Raw genomic sequence first — 17,123 nt, forward strand, 5'->3', positions numbered from 1 at the left:
ATCGTAGGCACGGCGCTTTTCGGGATCGCGGAGCACTTCATTGGCTTCGTTGACCGCCTTGAATTTTTCTTCGGCGCCGGCTTCCTTGTTCTTGTCCGGGTGATATTTGCGCGCGAGCTTGCGATAGGCCGCCTTGATCTCGGCCTCGCTGGCGTCAGGCTTGACGCCCAGGACGTCGTAATAATCTTTGAATTCCACTGCCACTCCTCAAACAAGATAGATCGAGCCGCGCACACAGCATGGCATGCGTGGCTTGATGCTCATGTCCGCCCCCAACACAAGCAGCCCGCCGCGGATCATGGTCCGCGGCGAGCCGTCTGCGCAACAGCTGGCGAAGTGCGTTACTGCGTGTTGATGGTGATGCGGCGCGGCGCCTTTTCCGCTTTCTTCGGAATCACGATTTCCAGCACGCCGTGCTTGCCGGTGGCGCTGATGCTGTCGGCGTCCGCGCTATCGGGCAAGGCAAAGCGGCGGTGGAAGCTGCCGTGTGCGCGCTCGACACGCGTGAAGCGACCGTTCTGCTCCTGCTTCTGCACCGTGCGCTCACCCTTGATGGTGAGAATGCCCTTTTCCATGCTTACTTCGATATCGTTGGGGTCCACGCCGGGCACATCGACGAAGATCACGAAGCGCTGGTCTTCTTCCTTGATGTCCACGCGCGGCGCCCACTGGCTGGTCACGACGCTGGAACCATCGCTGTCCTCGTTTTGGAAGAAACGCTCGAACGCCTGGCGGAATTCAGCCGGCAACGTGCCGGCGCTCCACAGAGTATTTCGACTAGGATGCATGGCTGTAACCCTCGAGAATGGTGCGGCAAGTCCGCCGCTTGACCGTCAGATAGGTTCCCCGCCGATACGTTTCAAGGCGACAGGCGGGCAAACCCGGCGATACCATGCCGGGCGTTGTCAAGGCTTAAGCGGAGATCTCCATGACCATCCAAATTGGGCAAGCTCTACCAGACACGCCGATCACTGTGATCGACGGCGACGCTGACATCCAGCGCACCACCACCGCCCCGCTTTTTGCCGGCCGCAAGGTTGTGCTGTTCGCGGTGCCCGGCGCCTTTACGCCTACCTGCTCGGAACGGCACCTGCCCGGCTACGTCCGGCATTTCGACCTGTTCAAAGCGCGCGGGGTGGAGGTGTACTGCATGGCGGTGAACGATGCCTACGTGATGAAAGCCTGGGCGACAGCCCAGCGCGTGCCGGCCGGGCTGAAGCTGCTGGCCGACGGCAACGGGGCATTTACCCAAGCGCTGGGACTAGAGATGGACGGCAGTGCTTACGGGATGGGCATGCGCGCACGCCGTTTTTCGCTGTACGCGGAAAACGGGGTGGTGAAGTCCCTGCATGTGGAGTCGCCGGGTGAGCTGCGCGTTACGACGGCTGAAGCGATGCTCGATGCGGTCCCTGGCTAATTCCTACAAAACTACGAGCGTTAGATCACATCAATTACGGGAAATCTCCTACAGATTAGCCACCAGGGCGTCATAGTCGACCCGGTGGCTCGGCCATGCCCAGCCGGTTCGCGCACGGAGGCGTCATCACGTCCACCGGGCGTGCAGGAGATTCCTCTTGAAACACTACAAGCTGTACATGCCACTGCTGGTGGCATGTCTTTCGTCATCGGCAGCATGCGCGTCATCCACGGCGATGCATGCAAACATATCTGGAACGGGTGGCGTGATCACCTTTATCGGTTCCATTACCCAGCCCACGTCCGTGCCTTCGATGACGGCCTCGCCCACGCTGGACGACCCCTCTACAAAGACCACCGTCGAACCGTTGTCCCACGCCCAGCCCCTGCTGGCCAGCGAACTGCTGGACTATTACGCGCAGTACGCAAAACCGGGCGCCAAGCTCGTCAGCGTGGTCTATCAATGACAGCGCGCGTCGATCGACAGCATCGGTGCTGAAACAAAAAAGCCTCGGCAGAACCGAGGCTTTTTTGCGATACCGCGCTTATTCCGCAGGCGGCGCATCCGGCGTCGGCACCGGGCCTTCGTCCACCTCGGCGTCGTCACCGTTGCCTTCGTCGGCATCCACGCGCACCACGCTGACCAGCGATTCCTCCGCCGGCAGGCGGATCAGCGTCACGCCTTGCGTGTTGCGGCCAAGCTGCGAAATTTCCATCGACCGGGTGCGCACCAGGGTGCCCTGGTTGGAAATCAGGATCAGCTCGTGCGCATCACCTACCTGGATGGCGGCCACCAGCGCGCCGTTGCGCTCGGAACACTGGATACCGATCACGCCCTGCGTGCCGCGGCCCTTCTTGGGGAACTCGGCCAGCTCGGTGCGCTTGCCGTAGCCGCGTTCGGTGGCAGTGAGGATGTCGCCCTCCTGCGCCACCACCAGCGATACGACTTTCGCCTCCTCAGTGAGCTTCATGCCGCGTACGCCGGTGGCGGTGCGTCCCATCGGGCGCACTTCGCTTTCGTCGAAACGCACCACCTTGCCGTTCGACGCGAACAGCAGCACGTCGCTGTTGCCATCGGTGAGCACCACGCCCACCAGGGCATCGCCTTCGTCAAGGTTGATGGCGATCTTGCCTTTCTGCAGCTGGTATTCGAATTCGGTAAGCGGGGTTTTCTTTACCGTGCCTTGCGCGGTGGCGAAGAATACGTAGCGATCAGCGCTGTATTCATGCACCGGCAACACAGCCTGCACCTTCTCGCCTTCCGCCAGCGGCAGCAGGTTCACCATCGGCTTGCCGCGCGCGTTCGGGCCGGCATCCGGCATCTGGTACACCTTGACCCAGTAGACACGGCCAGTGCTAGTAAAGGTGAGCAGCGTGTCGTGCGTGTTGACCACCCACAGCTGTTCGACGAAATCTTCTTCCTTCAACGCTGATGCAGAGCGCCCCTTGCCGCCGCGGCGCTGCGCGCGATAGATGCTGATCGGCTGGCGCTTCACGTAACCGGCATGCGACAGCGTGACCACGACGTCTTCCGGCGCGATCAGATCGAGCACGTTGAGATCTTCCTGCGAAGGCTGAATCTCGGTGCGACGCGCGTCGCCGTACTCGCTCTTGATCACGTCAAGTTCGTCGCGTATCACGGCGAGCAGACGCACGGGATCTTCAAGGATCAGGATCAAGCCGCGGATCGCTTCCAGAATTTCGCGGTATTCATCCGAGATCTTTTCCTGCTCCAGGCCGGTCAGGCGGTGCAGGCGCATGGCCAGGATTTCCTGCGCCTGCGTGTCGGACAGCTGATAGCCATCCGGTTTCAAACCGTCGCGCGGATCGAGGTCTTCCGGTCGCGAAGCTTCCGCACCCGCCGCAGCGAGCAGCGAGGAAACCAGGCCTGGCTGCCATTTGCGCGCGACCATGCGCTCTCTCGCCTCCTGCGGGGAGGCGGAGGTTTTGATCAGCTCGATCATCTCGTCGATGTTGGCGAGCGCGACGGCAAGACCTTCCAGGATGTGGGCGCGAGCGCGCGCCTTGCGCAGTTCGAAAATCGTGCGCCGCGTGACCACTTCACGGCGGTGGCGAATGAATGCCTCGAGGATTTCCTTGAGGTTCAACGTGCGCGGCTGGCCGTCGACCAACGCCACCATGTTGATGCCGAAGGTGACTTGCAGCTGCGTCTGCTGGAACAGATTGTTGAGCACCACGTCGGCCATCGAGTCGCGGCGGATCTCGATGACGACGCGCATACCGTCCTTGTCGGATTCATCGCGCAGCTCGGAGATGCCTTCGAGGCGCTTTTCCTTCACCAGCTCGGCGATCTTCTCGATCAGGCGTGCCTTGTTCACCTGATACGGCAGCTCGTGGACGATGATCGTCTCGCGGCCGTTGGATTCGGTTTCGATCTCGGTACGCGCACGCACCAGGATGCGGCCGCGGCCCGTGCGGTAGGCCTCCACGATACCGGCCGCACCGTTGATGATGCCGGCAGTGGGGAAATCCGGACCGCGGACGTGCTGCATCAGGTCGTCGATCGACAGCGACGGCTCATCGATCAAGGCGATGGTCGCGGCGATCACTTCGCTGAGATTGTGCGGCGGCACATTGGTCGCCATGCCCACGGCGATACCCGCCGAGCCGTTGATCAGCAGGTTGGGAACACGCGTCGGCAGGACGGAAGGCTCCAGTTCCTTCTCGTCGTAGTTCGGCACGAAATCGACGGTTTCCTTGTCGATATCCGCCAGCAGCTCGGAGGACAGGCGTTCCATGCGGCACTCGGTGTAACGCATGGCCGCGGCGGCATCGCCGTCGATCGAACCGAAGTTGCCCTGCCCGTCGACCAGCGGATAACGCAAGGAGAAGTCCTGCGCCATGCGCACCAGCGCATCGTAAATGGAGCTGTCGCCGTGCGGATGGAATTTACCCATCACGTCACCGACGATGCGGGCGCATTTCACGTAAGGGCGGTTCCAGACATTATTGGCCTCGTACATGCCGAACAACACACGGCGATGGACGGGCTTCAAGCCATCGCGGACATCCGGGAGGGCGCGTCCCACGATCACGCTCATGGCGTAATCGAGGTAGCTCTGGCGCATTTCGTCTTCGATATTGACGCGGATGACTTCTTTGGCGAGATCTGCCATCAATCGGCTTCCCTGGTAGCAAATAAGAGCCCTGTAACAGGCACGCCGGGCGCGTGTCTGCGAGAGTCAGGCGGTAACTTGGAATTGTACCACAGCAGCCCTTGAAAAGGCTCAATTTTTGCCTTTTTAATCAATAAGTTACGAGCCGGTTTTGGCGCGCCGGAAAAGCAGCATGCGGGCGCTTACGAAATTGACGACGGCAGCGAAAATCGAGCCCACCCCGACAGCAAACACAGGCCATTTATGCCAGCTCGGAAATGCCATCAGACAGACCACGTAGGCGGCGTAATTCACTGCGGCGCCACCGCTCATCAACGCCATCCAGTGCAGCCATTCCATGGTCAACGAGCGCCCGCTCTGGCGCGCTGCAAAGGTATGACTGCGATTCCACCACCACGTGACCGTGGCAGCTGCCAGAAAGGAGATCACCCGGCCGGCGTAAGGATTGAAGTGCGCGAAGGTAACCAAAGTCTGCACGATGCCGGCATCGACGATGAAGCCGATCGCCCCGCCGATCGCAAACAGGACGACTTCATGGCGCAACCTCATGCGGCGAATACAGCTCGCATGCGTTCAAGCGTGGGCTGCGCGATCACGCCGCGCTCGGTAACGATGGCATCAATGAGCGAAGCGGGCGTAACGTCGAACACCGGATTCCAGGCTTGCGCACCTTCGACCACCGTGCGGCGCCCCGCTACGCTGAGCAGTTCTGCGGTATCGCGCAGTTCGATGTCGATGTCATCGCCCGATGCCGTCGCCATGTCCACGGTGGACGACGGCGCCACCACCATGAACTTGACGCCGTGGTGGCGTGCGGCGATGGCGAGCTGATAGGTACCGATCTTGTTGGCAGTGTCGCCATTGGCAGCGATGCGGTCCGCTCCGACGATCACCCACGTCACCGCGCCCGACTTCATCAGGTGCGAGGCGGCCGAATCGGCGATCAGCTTGGCGGGAATGCCATCACGCACCAGCTCCCACATGGTGAGCCGTGCACCCTGCTGCCAGGGGCGCGTTTCGCCCGCAAATACCTGGTTGATACGCCCTGCCGCGACGCCGGCGCGGATCACGCCGAGCGCGGTGCCGTAACCGGACGTGGCCAGCGAGCCGGTGTTGCAATGGGTCATGACCCCGGAACCGGGTGCGATCAGACTGGCCCCCAGTTCGCCCATGTGGCGATTGGCGGCGAGGTCTTCGTCCTGGATGGCTTGCGCTTCGCGTTCCAGGGCGGCGGTGTCCGCAGCGTCGGCCATGTGCGCCTTCATGCGGTCGAGTGCCCACATCAGGTTTACCGCCGTAGGGCGTGCCGCGCGAAGCTCCGCCAGCGCCTGCTCCATGGGCGCGCCCTGCTGCGCAGCAAGCACCACGCCCCAGGCTGCGGCAATGCCGATGGCTGGTGCGCCACGCACGGCCAGATCCTTGATGGCGTGGATGACTGCCGTGTAATCCCGGCAATCAAGCCATTGTTCCTCGGCCGGCAGCAGGCGCTGATCCAGCAAGCGGAGATGATCGCCACGCCATTGCACGGCGCGGATGGTGTCGTGAGCGGTTGCGAGGCTGGTCATCGCGCTAGTTTAGCAGCAATGCTTTGCGCGCCCATTCAAAGAAGTTGTCGCGAAAGGACAAAGCCCAACCGATCCAGCGGCTGTTGCTGGGCCACGCTGCACTGACCCAGCCTGCGCCTGCATATCCTTGGGTTGTCAGCTACGTGTGCGCAGCCACTGATGAATGGACGGCGCCACTTCACGCTGCGCGCGGCCGGACACGTAGATGCCGATATGCCCGCCCTTGAAGGCGATCTCGGTGTAATCCGTGGTGCCGACGTGGCGTTGCAAGGCACGCGAGGCATCCGGCGGCACGAGGTGGTCCTGCGTGGCGTAGATGTTGAGCACGGGCTGCGTCACCATGCCCAGATCCACCGGCTGCCGGCCGATTTGCAGGTCGCCCTTGATCAGCTTGTTCTGCTGGAAGAATTCCTTGATGAATTCACGGAAGGCTTCGCCGGCCTGATCGGGCGAGTCGAAGATCCAGCGCTCCATGCGCAGGAAGTTTTTTAGTTCCTGCGGATTGTCGAGGATGTCGACCATGCTGACGTACTTCTGCTGATTCAGGCGCAGGGGCTTGAGCATCAGGTACACCCAGTTCATCAGTTCCGCCGGAATGTTGCCCAGCGTATCGACGAACAGATCCACGTCCATGCTTTGTACCCAATGCGAAAGCATGTTGTCCGGCGTGCGGAAATCCACCGGCGTCACCATGGTGACCAGGTTCTTGACCTTCTCCGGATGCATGGCGGTGTAGCACAGCGAGAACGTACCGCCCTGGCAGATACCGAGCAGGTTGATGGTATCCAGGCCGTTGCGCTGGCAGACCGCATCCACGGCACGATCGAGATAACCGTTGAGATAATCATCCAAGGTGAGCCAGCGATCCGCGCCATCCGGATAACCCCAATCGATGAGGTAAACATCCTCACCCTGCTCCAGCAAGTTGCGCACCAGCGAGCGGTCTTCCTGCAGATCCGTCATCCACACGGTGTTGACCAGCGCGTAGACCACGAGAACCGGCACGCGCGCGGTGGGCTTGTTGTTGCCCTTCATGTGCCAGACGGTGAGCTTGTCTTCCCGATACACCGCTTCGCGCGGCGTGTTGGCGTAGGCCTGCTCACCCAGGCCGCGCAGGTTCTGCAAGCCGGCTGCGAGCTTGCGCTGGAAGGCGGCGATTTCATTGAACGCCTGCTGCGGATCGATATGGAAGGGGTTTTGCATGCGTGTTCCTTACTTCCGCTTGCCGGCGGCAGAGCGCGTGGCTTTCGTGCGTTGCGAAGGGGTTTTGCCATTTTGGCCCTTGGCCGGCCGTTGGATCGGATGCACCTTCGCCGCTTTGGTTGCCGCGAGCGCTTGCTTCAGGGATGCGATTTCGGCCTGCAGCGTATCGACCAGAGAGGGATCCACAGCAGGTTCAACCTGCCCGCGCGCCTTCAATTCGCGTCGTAGTTGTTGCACACGCTTGCCCAGGCTGTTTACTTCGCTGCGCGTGGGGATGCCTAGTTCACGGCACACCTGTTCGGTGTGTTGCTGTTGCAGCTTGCGTACCTGCATCTGCGCATTCACCAATGCGCCGAATACGTCGCGATATTCCTGCGAAAGCGCCATTTCGGCATAGGCATCTTCCATTGCATCTACCCACAGGTCATAGAGCGCCTTGAAGGATTCAACCTGTTTGCCGGGTTCACCATGCCGCGCCAGCATCTCCTGCAGTTTGGCAATGCCTTGCGCATTCACCTTCTGCAGCAGACCCTGGTAGCGTGCATTGATCTGCGCGTATTCCTGCATGGCGGTCTGCAACGCCTGCTGGTCGAGCTGGAATTCACGCGTGAGGCCGAATGTCGCCATCTGGCTGGTTGGCATGCCCGCAGCCATGCCGGTCTGCTGCATGGCTTGCAGCCACGCTTGCCACTGATGGTCCATGCCGAAGGCGGAGGCGCTGTCGATGCCGGCCACGGCCTGTTGGAAGGGCTGGGTGAAAGCGGAAAGAAACGACTGCATGGCGGCAGGTTGCTGCCACGGGTTGGTCTGCTGCCCCAACCCCGCTCCGGTGGCGGCCTGTTGCAGCCAGTTGCCGTAGGCCTTGAGGCTTGCCAGGCTGCGGGTGAGCAGATCGTCCTGCGGCATCGCCGGGGCGCCCATCATGCCCATGCCCATCATGCCGAACGGATTGGGCTGGCCCGGCTGCTGCTGTTGCAGATAACGCATCCAGGCGTCCCAGGATTGTTGAGCGAAGGCCTGGTAGTAGTCCTTCATGAAATCATTCGCCTGGTCGGGCATACCTGCATCCTCAAGGTGAAGCGCAGATCGTACCAAATACCAAGTTTCAGAAACGAAAACGCCCGGCTATTGATCCGGGCGTTTTCGATGGATCAGCTTGTCAGAAAAGCACTCAGACGCTGGCGCCTTCGTCCTCGGTGACCGCCTTCATAGACAGGCGGATGCGGCCCTGCTTATCCACTTCCAGCACCTTCACCTTGACGATATCGCCTTCCTTGAGTTTGTCGGAGACCTTCTCCACGCGCTCGTTGGAAATCTGCGACACGTGCACCAAGCCGTCCTTGCCCGGCAGGATCGTGACGAACGCACCGAAATCCATCAGCTTGGCCACCTTGCCTTCGTAGATGCGGCCCGGCTCGACGTCGGAGACGATCTGCTCGATGCGCGCCTTGGCTGCATTGGCGGCTTCGCGATTGACCGAGGCGATCACCACGGTGCCGTCGTCGGTGATGTCGATGGTGGTGCCGGTTTCTTCGGTGATGGCGCGGATGGTGGCGCCACCCTTGCCGATCACTTCGCGGATCTTGTCCGGATGGATCTTGATGGTGAGCAGGCGAGGTGCGTACTCGCTCATCTCCGCGCGCGGCTGGCTGATCACCTTGGCCATTTCGCCCAGGATGTGCAGACGGCCACGCTTGGCCTGCTCCAGCGCCAACTTCATGATCTCTTCGGTGATGCCTTCGATCTTGATGTCCATCTGCAGCGCGGACACGCCTTCGGCGCTACCGGCCACCTTGAAGTCCATATCGCCGAGGTGGTCTTCGTCGCCCAGGATATCCGACAGCACGACAAAGTCACTGCCTTCCTTCACCAGGCCCATGGCGATACCCGCCACCGGCGCCTTCAGCGGTACGCCGGCGTCCATCAGTGCCAGCGAGGAGCCGCATACGGATGCCATCGACGACGAACCGTTCGACTCGGTGATTTCGGACACCACGCGCAGCACGTACGGGAACTCTTCCATCGCCGGCTTCACCGCTTGCACGCCACGCTTGGCAAGGCGGCCATGGCCAATCTCGCGGCGCTTCGGCGCGCCGAAGCGACCGGCCTCGCCCACCGAGAACGGCGGGAAGTTGTAGTGGAACAGGAAGGGGTCCTTCGACTCGCCTTCCGGCGCGTCGATGATCTGCGCATCGCGCGCGGTACCCAGCGTGGCCACGACCAGCGCCTGGGTTTCACCGCGGGTGAACAGCGCCGAGCCATGCGTACGCGGCAGCACGCCCACGCGCACGGAGATCGGGCGGATGTCGTCCAGGTTGCGGCCGTCGATGCGCACCTTGGTCTTCAGCACACCGTCGCGCATGGTGCGGTATTCGATTTCGGCGAAAGCATTGCTGATGTCGAGATCGGTCCAGCCGTGCGACGCCGCGGTTTCAGCGATACCGGTCTTGATGTCGGCCTTCAGCGCGGCAATGGCATCGCGACGCTCCAGCTTGTCGCGAATCGCGAACGCCTTTTCCAGGCGATCGCCAAGGATGCTCTGGATGTCGTTGAACAGCGCGTCGTTGCGAGCCGGTGCTTGCCACTGGAACGGTTTGCGGCCGGCTTCAGCCACGAATGCATTGATGGCCGTCACCACCGATTGCATCTGCTGGTGGCCGAACACCACCGCGCCCAGCATCACTTCTTCGCTGAGCAGCTTGGCCTCGGATTCCACCATCAGCACGGCGTTGGCCGTGCCGGCGACGACCAGATCCAGATCGGAGGTCTTCAGTTCCGTGACGGTCGGGTTCAGCAGGTACTGGCCGTTGGCATAGCCGACGCGCGCGGCACCGATCGGTCCCTTGAACGGAATACCGGCCAGGCTCAGCGCCGCTGAGGCGCCGATCATGGCGGGGACGTCGCCGTCGATTTCAGGGTTGAGCGAGATCACCTGGGCGATGATCTGCACTTCGTTCTTGAATTCTTCAGGGAACAGCGGACGGACCGGACGGTCGATCAGACGCGAGGTGAGGGTTTCTTTCTCGGTCGGGCGGCCTTCGCGCTTGAAGAATCCGCCCGGGATGCGGCCGGCGGAATAGAACTTCTCGACGTAGTCGACGGTGAGCGGGAAGAAATCCTGCCCGTCTTTCGCCTTGGTAGCGGCGACCACGGTGACTAACACCACGGTACCGCCCATGCTGACCATGACGGCGCCCGAAGCCTGGCGGGCGATTTCGCCCGTCTCCAGTGTGACTTCGTGATTACCGTACTGGAATGACTTGGTTACTTTCGCCACTTTGGGTGTCCTCGTCCGATCAGCGACGCAGGCCAAGGCGCTCAATGAGGCCCTGATAGCGAGCCAAATCGCGGTCCTTGAGATAGCCGAGCAAGCGTTTACGCTGGTTAACCAGCTTCAGCAGACCACGGCGGGAGTGATGATCCTGCTTGTGTGTCTTGAAATGATCGGTGAGGTGTTCGATGCGGGCGGAAAGCAGGGCAACCTGCACTTCCGGGGAACCGGTGTCGTTCGGCGCGTGGCCGAAGTCAGCAATGATCTTGCTGGACTGTTCTGCGGTGAGGGACATGTGTGTCTTCCTTAAAAAAACAGATGCGGAACTTGCGCAACATCACCGCCTGATGACGTTGCGCAAGCTCCGACAGGTTGAGAGAAAAGTCTGAATCAAGCGCGGTATTGTACCGAGGGCCGGTGGATTGCAACAAGACCATCACATAACACGTTAAATGGCTGCAGGCAGATTGAAACCGCGAAGTATGCGGATCCGCCCCCGTTCATCGCAGTCCACCAGGGCCAGCAGCCGCCCATCCGGGGCGAAGGCAGCCGCATGCGCGCCTGGCTGTCCCTCGGGCCAATCGATCTGGCGCCCCTGTGAGACGGCCTGGGCGCCGGCATCGTCCAGTTGGAGCGCCGGCAGGTCTGCCACGCCGGCCGCCAGGGGCAGCAGCAGCCGCTCCACCGCCGCGAGGCCCTTGTCGGCCGCTTCGCGCAGCTCATCCAGGCTCACCATCGCCGGCTCGCGGAAGGGCTCCACCCACAAGCGCCGCAGGGCACTCAGGTGGGCGCCGCAGCCCAGTTTCTCGCCAAGGTCCACGGCCAGGCTGCGTATATAGGTGCCCGCGCCGCATTCCACATACAGCGAAAGGGTATTTTCCGTGCGGGAAACCAGTTCCAGCCGGTAGATATCCACCTCCCGCGGCGGCGCTTCTACCGCTTCCCCGCGGCGCGCCTTGAGATAAAGCGGCTCACCGCCCCGCTTGATGGCCGAGTACACCGGCGGCACCTGAACGACCCGGCCACGCAGCGGCGCCAGCGCGGCTTCGATGGCGGCCTCATCCAGGGTGGGTACCGGGCGTTGCGCGAGCACCTCGCCCTCAAGGTCAGCGGTGGTCGTGGTGATGCCCAGGTGGCACTCCGCCAGATAGGCCTTGCGCGAGCCCAGCAGGTTGCCGGCCAGCTTGGTGCCCTCGCCGAAGCACAGCGGCAACAGCCCGGTGGCCAGCGGATCGAGTGCGCCGGTATGGCCGCCCTTGGCCGCGCGCAGGATGGCGATCGCCATTTGCAGCGCTTTGTTGGAGCTCATGCCCAGCGGTTTGTCGAGCAACAGGATGCCGTGCAAGTCACGGGCATCGGGGCGATGGCGGCGACGGCTCATGGTGTGTGGTAGCCAGCCCTCTCCATGGGAGAGGGGCGCGTCAGTCTTGGTGATCGGCGTCGGGTGCCGGGTTTTCGCGCAGCAGTTGGTCGATGCGCTCGCCCTTGTCCACGGAATCGTCGTACTTGAAGCGCAATTCCGGCACGCGGCGCAGGCGCATCGAGCGCGACAACGAACGGCGAAATTCGCCCGCCAGTTCGTTGAGCGTCTTTACCACGTCCTTGGACTGTTCCGGCAGCAACGCAGTGACCCACACCGTGGCCCAATCCAGATCGCGCGTGACTTCCACATCCGACACGCTGCACGACGGCAGACCATGGTCGCGCACGGCAGCGTGCACCAGCGTGCCCAACTCACGACGGAGTTCGGCGCTGACGCGGTCGGTGCGTTTGAAATCGCGTGAGGGCATGAATAAAGGCCGGGAATCGAAAATCGGGAAGGGTGAAAAACAGAAGCTTTCGAAGCCAGAAGGGAAATCGCGCCGGGAAACGCCTGACGATTTGCGATTCCCGATTTACGATTCCCGGACGTTGCAACGCAAAGCGTTACAACGTCCTGGCCACTTCGATGCGCTCGAAGCACTCGATCTGGTCGCCCACCTTTACGTCGTTGTACTGCTTCACGGCGATACCGCATTCCATGCCGCCGCGGACTTCGTCCACCAGATCCTTGAAGCGGCGCAGCGATTCCAGTTCGCCCTGGAAGATCACGGTGTTGTTGCGCAGCACGCGGATCGGCTTGCTGCGCTTGACCATGCCTTCGGTCACCATGCAGCCAGCCACGGCGCCGAACTTGGAGCTGCGGAACACGTCGCGTACCTGGGCGATGCCGATGATTTCCTCGCGCACTTCCACGCCGAGCAAACCGGAAGCCGCCTGCTTCACCTGGTCGATCACGTCGTAGATGATCGAGAAATAGCGCACGTCCAGGCCGGCGGTATCGATCACCTTGCGCGCCGAGGCATCGGCACGCACGTTGAAGCCGATGATCAGCGCCTTGGAGGCCGCCGCCAGCGTGGCGTCCGATTCGGTGATGCCGCCGACGCCAGCCGCGATCACGTTCACCTTCACGTTCTCGTTGCCAATCTGGCTGAGCGAATCGCGCAAGGCCTGCACCGAACCCTGCACGTCGGCCTTGACCAGGATGTTGAGCGTCTGCTGCTCGGTGGCCTGGCCCATCTGCGCCATGATGTCTTCCAGGCGGTTGGCCTTGCTGACCATGCGCGTTTCGCGGCGCTTCAACTGACGCTCGGCTGCCACTTCACGCGCCAGGCGCTCGTCGGCCACGGCCACGAAATCGTCGCCCGCCTCCGGCACGCCGGACAAGCCGAGCACCTGCACCGGAATCGAGGGGCCGGCTTCCTGCACGGTCTTGCCGGTCTCGTCGATCAGCGCGCGCATGCGGCCATATTCGATGCCGCACACCACGAAGTCGCCGCGCTTGAGCGTGCCCTGCTGCACCAGCACGGTCGCCACTGGACCGCGGCCGCGATCCAGGCTCGATTCGATCACCACGCCGGAGGCCGCGCCTTCCTTGACCGCCGTCAGCTCCATGATTTCAGCCTGCACCGAAATGGCGTCGAGCAGGTCGTCCACGCCCATGCCGGTCTTGGCCGACACCGGCACGAACGGTGTATCGCCGCCCCATTCTTCCGGGATCACCTCAAGATTGCCGAGGCCTTGCTTGACGTGATCCGGATTGGCGTCGGACTTGTCCATTTTGTTGATCGCGACGATCAGCGGCACTTTGGCCGCACGCGCATGCTGCACCGCCTCTTGCGTTTGCGGCATGACGCCGTCGTCAGCGGCCACCACCAGCACCACGATGTCCGTGGACTGGGCGCCGCGCGCGCGCATCGCGGTGAACGCGGCGTGGCCGGGGGTGTCCAGGAACGTGATCACGCCCTTGGGCGTTTCTACGTGATACGCACCGATGTGCTGGGTGATGCCACCTGCTTCACCGGAGGCCACCTTGGTGCGGCGGATGTAGTCGAGCAGCGAGGTCTTGCCGTGGTCGACGTGGCCCATGATGGTGACCACCGGCGGGCGCGACTCGCGCTCGCCTTCCAGCTCGGCGCTCTGGGTGTGCGCAGCCAGCGCGGCTTCGGCGCCCTGCTCGCTGGCTTCCACCGCCTTATGGCCGAGCTCTTCCACCACCAGCATCGCCGTATCGCGATCGATGGTCTGGTTGATGGTGGCCATCACGCCCATCTTGAACAGCGCCTTGACCACTTCGGAGCCCTTGACCGCCATCTTCTGCGCCAGCTCGGCGACCACGTTGGCCTCGCCCACGACCACTTCACGCACGACCGGCGCGGTGGGCCTGGAAAAACCATGCGTACCAGCCGTCTGGGCGCCGCCACGAGGGGCTTCGCGCACAGCGGCCCTGCCCGTCTTGCCACGCTTGGAACGGCGTGCGCGATCGGCATCAGACAGATGCAGCTCGCCGGCCGCGAAACGCTTGCCGCCGGCCACCTCGTCACGGCTGCGGAAGCCGCCGCCGTGCTTGGCCTTGCCACGATCGGCACCGCTGCTCGGCGCAGGCGCCGCAGCGGGTGCCGGGGCTGGGGCCGGCGCGGGTGCTGCGGCAGCGGGTGCGGCTGCAATGGGCTTCTTCTCGCGCTTACGCGGCTCATGAATGCGCGGCAGGATCATGCCCAGTGAATTGGGATCGATGCGCTGCACGGCCGGGGATTCGGCCACTTTTTCTTCCTCGGGTTTGGCTGCCGGTTCGGGTTCACGCACCGGCTTTTCTTCTTCGACATGCACGGATTGCTGCTGCACCTGATGCGCGACCTGCGCCTCGGCAGCGGCTTCCGCTGCAGCCTGCTGGCGAGCGCGTTCGGCTGCTTCGGCTTCGCGCCGCGCCGCTTCTTCTTCAGCCCGCTGATGCGCCTCTTCCTGGCGCCGACGCTCGGCTTCCACGCGTTCTGTGCGCTCTGTGCGTTCCTGCTCTTCCTGCTCGCGCTGATGCTGCGATTCCTGCAGGCGCCGCAAGGCCTCTTCGCGCTCGGTATCCGTGCTCGCTTCCTCGGCAATCACGCTGCGCTTGACGTAGGTGCGCTTGGCGCGCACTTCCACGTTCACCGTCTTGGCATTGGAGGTACCGCGGCCACCCGGCGTGGACACCTTCAATTCGCTGATCTTGCGGCGCTTGAGGGTGATCTGCCGCGGCGAGGAGTCTTCCACCTCGACAGTGGCATCTGCCTTGCCGTGTGTGCGGCGCAGAAAGCCCAGCAGTTTCACCTTCTCGGTGCTGCTGATGACCTGCTCCGGGTTCGAGAATTTCATGCCGGCTTCGCCCAGCTGCGTCAGCAGCCGATCGACGGGCATGCCCAGAACCTGGGCGAGTTGTTTGATTGTGACGTCCGACATCGTGATTCTTTCTCCGCCGTTCCCGCGCTTATCGTCCGTACAAAACCTGTTCTTGATGAAACATGTTCCTGCACGGCCACCTCCGTCCCTGGTGGAGACCGCAATCGGTCTCCCGGCGCGCCCATCCGGGACGCTGCCGTCCCGCGGTTAGCCGCCTTTCTCCAGCCGCGCAATCATCGGCGCACGCGCCGCCATGATGAGTGCCGCAGCACGATCCTCGTCCATGCCCTCGATGTCGATCATGTCGTCGACCGCGAGGTCGGCCAGATCATCCATCGTGACGACGCCGCGCTCCGCCAGCGCGTAAGCCGTCGCTTCATCCATGCCGTCCATGTCCAGCAGCTCCTGCGAAGGCTGGTGCTCGTCCAGGTTCTCCTCCACCGCCAGTGCCTCGGTCAGCAGCGAGTCGCGAGCACGGGCGCGCAGTTCTTCGACGATGTCTTCGTCGAAGCCTTCGATAGCCAGCAGTTCCGCGCTCGGCACGTAGGCAATTTCCTCGACGCTGGAGAAGCCTTCCTGCACCAGGATGTTGGCGATTTCCTGGTCCACTTCCAGCTTGTCCATGAACAGCTGGCGGGAAGATTCCTGTTCGGCCTCGCTCTTGGCGGCGACTTGGTCCTGGGTCATTACGTTGAGCTGCCAGCCGGTGAGCTTGCTGGCCAGGCGCACGTTCTGGCCGCCGCGGCCGATGGCCTGAGAGAGCTTGTCCTCGGCCACCGCGATGTCCATCGAGTGCTTGTCTTCATCCATGATGATGGATTGCACTTCGGCCGGCGCCATCGCGTTGATCACGTACTGGGCCTGGTTCTCGTGCCACAGGATGATGTCCACGCGTTCGCCGTTGAGCTCGTTCGACACCGCCTGCACGCGCGAACCGCGCATGCCGATGCAGGCGCCGATCGGGTCGGTGCGGCTGTCGTGCGCCACCACGGCGATCTTGGCGCGATCGCCCGGATCGCGGGCGCAGCCCTTGATTTCCACCAGGCCCTGGCCGACTTCCGGCACTTCGAGCTTGAACAGCTCGATCATGAATTCCGGCGCCGCGCGCGACACGAACAGCTGCGGACCGCGCGCCTCGGATTTCACTTCGAACAGGTAGCCGCGCACGCGGTCGCCGACGCGGTGCGATTCACGCGGAATGGTCTTGTCGCGCGGAATGAAGGCTTCGGCGTTGCCGCCCAGATCGAGATAGACGTTGCCACGCTCGACCCGCTTGACGATGCCGGTGACCAGCTCGCCCACGCGATCCTTGAACGCGTCGACCACTTGCTGGCGCTCGGCTTCGCGCACGCGCTGCACGATCACCTGCTTGGCAGCCTGAGCTGCAATGCGGCCGAATTCGGCGTTTTCAATCTGCTGCTCGATGAATTCGCCGATCTGCGCACCCGGGCGCTCGTCTTCGGCATCCATCAGGCGTAGCTGCCGGAACGGTGATTCCATCTCGCCATCGTCGGCGATGACTTCCCAGCGACGGAAGGTTTCGTAGTCGCCCGAGTTGCGGTCGATACTGACGCGGATATCCGGGTCTTCATCCGGATAACGTTTTTTTGCAGCGGACGCCAATGCCGCTTCCATCGCCTGGAAGATCACATCGCGCGAGACGCCTTTTTCGTTGGCAACCGCATCAACGACCAGCAAAAGTTCTTTGCTCATTGCAACCACTCCGGGAACGCCGTCCAGCGTTCCATCACAGATTGACCTTAAGTTCTACCCTTTTTTCTTGCCCGGCTTGCGACCGCCGGGTTTGGGCTGCGGCACGTAACCGAGCGCTGCCCA

Annotated in this window: 15 protein-coding genes; 2 read left to right on the forward strand and 13 right to left on the reverse strand. The window is 62.7% G+C overall.

Annotated features, from left to right (window positions below; translation table 11 throughout):
• Together VMA74_RS08895 and VMA74_RS08900 are read right to left on the reverse strand one after the other, a co-directional pair.
• Window positions 1-198, reverse strand: a 198-nt coding sequence (locus tag VMA74_RS08895) for a DnaJ domain-containing protein (protein ID WP_325366282.1), incomplete at its 3' end; no start/stop codon positions are given.
• 143 nt (window positions 199-341) lie between these two features.
• Complete coding sequence (locus VMA74_RS08900) at window positions 342-788, reverse strand: Hsp20/alpha crystallin family protein (RefSeq protein ID WP_325366283.1); 447 nt, start codon at window positions 786-788, stop codon at window positions 342-344.
• Window positions 789-928: 140 nt separating this feature from the next.
• Here VMA74_RS08900 and VMA74_RS08905 point away from each other — a divergent pair, with 140 nt between their 5' ends.
• Both VMA74_RS08905 and VMA74_RS08910 read left to right on the forward strand, forming a co-directional pair.
• Window positions 929-1,417, forward strand: a complete 489-nt coding sequence (locus VMA74_RS08905; RefSeq protein ID WP_325366284.1) for a peroxiredoxin — start codon at window positions 929-931, stop codon at window positions 1,415-1,417.
• 157 nt (window positions 1,418-1,574) lie between these two features.
• Complete coding sequence (locus VMA74_RS08910) at window positions 1,575-1,883, forward strand: hypothetical protein (RefSeq protein WP_325366285.1); 309 nt, start codon at window positions 1,575-1,577, stop codon at window positions 1,881-1,883.
• Between the two features lie 78 nt (window positions 1,884-1,961).
• On the opposite strand, the gene gyrA is transcribed toward VMA74_RS08910, so the two are convergent.
• The 11 genes from gyrA to nusA all read right to left on the reverse strand — a co-directional run bounded on the left by gyrA (window position 1,962) and on the right by nusA (window position 17,000).
• Window positions 1,962-4,553, reverse strand: coding sequence for a DNA gyrase subunit A (gene gyrA / locus VMA74_RS08915; protein ID WP_325366286.1), 2,592 nt, complete (start codon window positions 4,551-4,553; stop codon window positions 1,962-1,964).
• Between the two features lie 138 nt (window positions 4,554-4,691).
• Window positions 4,692-5,102, reverse strand: coding sequence for a GtrA family protein (locus tag VMA74_RS08920; RefSeq protein WP_325366287.1), 411 nt, complete (start codon window positions 5,100-5,102; stop codon window positions 4,692-4,694).
• Window positions 5,099-6,118: an S-methyl-5-thioribose-1-phosphate isomerase gene (gene mtnA / locus VMA74_RS08925; RefSeq protein WP_325366288.1), complete on the reverse strand. Its 1,020-nt coding sequence runs from the start codon at window positions 6,116-6,118 to the stop codon at window positions 5,099-5,101. The genes VMA74_RS08920 and mtnA overlap by 4 nt, the downstream gene beginning before the upstream one ends.
• A gap of 135 nt (window positions 6,119-6,253) precedes the next feature.
• Window positions 6,254-7,321: a class III poly(R)-hydroxyalkanoic acid synthase subunit PhaC gene (gene phaC / locus VMA74_RS08930; RefSeq protein WP_325366289.1), complete on the reverse strand. Its 1,068-nt coding sequence runs from the start codon at window positions 7,319-7,321 to the stop codon at window positions 6,254-6,256.
• 9 nt (window positions 7,322-7,330) lie between these two features.
• Window positions 7,331-8,416 carry a poly(R)-hydroxyalkanoic acid synthase subunit PhaE gene (locus VMA74_RS08935; protein WP_414649585.1) on the reverse strand — a complete coding sequence of 362 codons (1,086 nt, stop codon included), beginning with the start codon at window positions 8,414-8,416 and terminating at the stop codon, window positions 7,331-7,333.
• 76 nt (window positions 8,417-8,492) lie between these two features.
• On the reverse strand, window positions 8,493-10,598 hold the full coding sequence (gene pnp, locus VMA74_RS08940) for a polyribonucleotide nucleotidyltransferase (RefSeq protein WP_325366291.1): 2,106 nt from the start codon (window positions 10,596-10,598) through the stop codon (window positions 8,493-8,495).
• A 19-nt stretch (window positions 10,599-10,617) separates the two neighbouring features.
• Window positions 10,618-10,887, reverse strand: a complete 270-nt coding sequence (gene rpsO / locus VMA74_RS08945) for a 30S ribosomal protein S15 (RefSeq protein WP_325366292.1) — start codon at window positions 10,885-10,887, stop codon at window positions 10,618-10,620.
• Between the two features lie 153 nt (window positions 10,888-11,040).
• Window positions 11,041-11,973, reverse strand: a complete 933-nt coding sequence (gene truB / locus VMA74_RS08950; RefSeq protein WP_325366293.1) for a tRNA pseudouridine(55) synthase TruB — start codon at window positions 11,971-11,973, stop codon at window positions 11,041-11,043.
• Between the two features lie 40 nt (window positions 11,974-12,013).
• Window positions 12,014-12,382, reverse strand: coding sequence for a 30S ribosome-binding factor RbfA (gene rbfA, locus VMA74_RS08955; protein ID WP_325366294.1), 369 nt, complete (start codon window positions 12,380-12,382; stop codon window positions 12,014-12,016).
• Window positions 12,383-12,518: 136 nt separating this feature from the next.
• Complete coding sequence (infB, locus tag VMA74_RS08960; protein ID WP_325366295.1) at window positions 12,519-15,347, reverse strand: translation initiation factor IF-2; 2,829 nt, start codon at window positions 15,345-15,347, stop codon at window positions 12,519-12,521.
• 147 nt (window positions 15,348-15,494) lie between these two features.
• Window positions 15,495-17,000 (reverse strand): transcription termination factor NusA, encoded by a 1,506-nt coding sequence (gene nusA, locus VMA74_RS08965; RefSeq protein WP_325366296.1) that lies wholly within the window; start codon window positions 16,998-17,000, stop codon window positions 15,495-15,497.
• Between the last annotated feature and the right edge of the window lie 123 nt (window positions 17,001-17,123).

The sequence above is a fragment of the Dyella sp. genome, from assembly GCF_035508675.1.
Taxonomy (GTDB): Bacteria; Pseudomonadota; Gammaproteobacteria; order Xanthomonadales; family Rhodanobacteraceae; genus Dyella_B.